1 protein-coding gene is annotated in these 1,278 nt (G+C 62.7%); it reads left to right on the top strand.

The genetic code is table 11. The annotated features are described in order from the left end of the window. The first annotated feature begins 20 nt into the window (after positions 1 to 20). Positions 21 to 1,217: a DDE-type integrase/transposase/recombinase gene (locus tag FGL95_RS31955; RefSeq protein WP_240963482.1), complete on the top strand. Its 1,197-nt coding sequence runs from the start codon at positions 21 to 23 to the stop codon at positions 1,215 to 1,217. The last annotated feature ends 61 nt before the right edge of the window (positions 1,218 to 1,278 follow it).

Below are 1,278 nucleotides of genomic sequence, written 5' to 3'. Positions count from 1 at the left end.
GACCGGGCTTGGATTAGTCCATGCTCAGATCGGCTGCCGTGATGGACCTTCTCGATGCCACGTTGGTGTTGTTCCATATCGAAGGGGTCGCCGATGCGTTCGGCGGCTCCTTCACCAAATGGTGCAGGACGCACCAGATTCCGCGCAGTACTGCCTACCGCCACCGTGACCGCATCCTCGCCGAACAGCGTTGGAAACCCCGCTCACGCAGCCCGAAGAACCGGCCGCGGGAAACCCCGTTCTGGGTGCAGGTCGAGATCGCGCGAGCACGGTTGTATCTGGCCTTCGATAACGGTGCCGACAGCATCGCGGCACGATTGGTACAAGTTGCCCTCGACCAGGACTGGGCCGCAGAAGGGTGGAAGATCCCGTCGCGGGCCACGATCAACAACATTCTCAAGCGGTTGGGCATGGTCGTCGCGGCCCCGAAGAAACGTCCCAAGTCGTCCTACAGGCGGTTTTGCTATCGGCGGCCACGTGATTGCTACCAGATCGACGCGACCGTGGTGAGACTCGCCAATGGCACCCCGGTCGTGGTGTTCGAGGTCCTCGATGACTGCACCCGCACCCTGGTGTCCACTCTCGCCGCAGCCGCCGAAACTGCGGCCGGTGCGATCGCCGCGATCTCGCGGGCGTTCGACCGGTTCGGGGTCTCGGCGATTGTGCTCTCCGACAACGGGACCGCCTTCACCTCCCGACGCACCCGTGGCGGTATCTCCCAGTTCACCCGTCTAGTGAGCGAGACCGGGGCGCGGTTGATTCATTCGACCCCGTATCACCCGCAGACCTGCGGGAAGGTGGAACGTCATCACCGCACGTTCAAGCAATGGCTATCGCAGCGGCCGGCGCCGGTGGACCTGGTTGCGTTGCAAGCGTTGTGCGACGAATACCAGCTTTGGTACAACACCGGGCGCTGGCACTCCGCAGTCAGGATGACCCCGCAGCAGGCGTGGACCACCGCGGTCGAGCTCGGTGGGCCCGAACACCTGCCCGTCCAACAGGACGCCTCCATTCACCACCTCAGAGTCAGCAGCAACGGCGTCGTCACCCTCAGCGGGAGCAGTATCAGTATCGGCAGATTCCATGCCGGACAACAGATCACCATCCTGCGCAACGGCAACCACGCCACCGCCTACAACGCTGACGGTGACGCGATCGGCCACCTGATGATCGATCCGACCAAGCGCTACCAAGGCCAATTCCGGGTCGCGGCCTAAAATGTGTCCCACATGTATCTAGACACATCTGTGCCACATGTATCTAGACAGCACAGAGTCC

It is taken from the genome of Antrihabitans stalactiti, assembly GCF_012932915.1.
GTDB classification, from domain to species: Bacteria; Actinomycetota; Actinomycetes; order Mycobacteriales; family Mycobacteriaceae; genus Antrihabitans; species Antrihabitans stalactiti.
This window is presented reverse-complemented; position numbering and strand designations above follow the sequence as displayed.

Bases quoted from the DNA above. Each gene is read 5' to 3' on its own strand.
- FGL95_RS31955 (WP_240963482.1), top strand. From the start codon at position 21: ATGCTCAGATCGGCTGCCGTGATGGACCTTCTCGATGCCACGTTGGTG.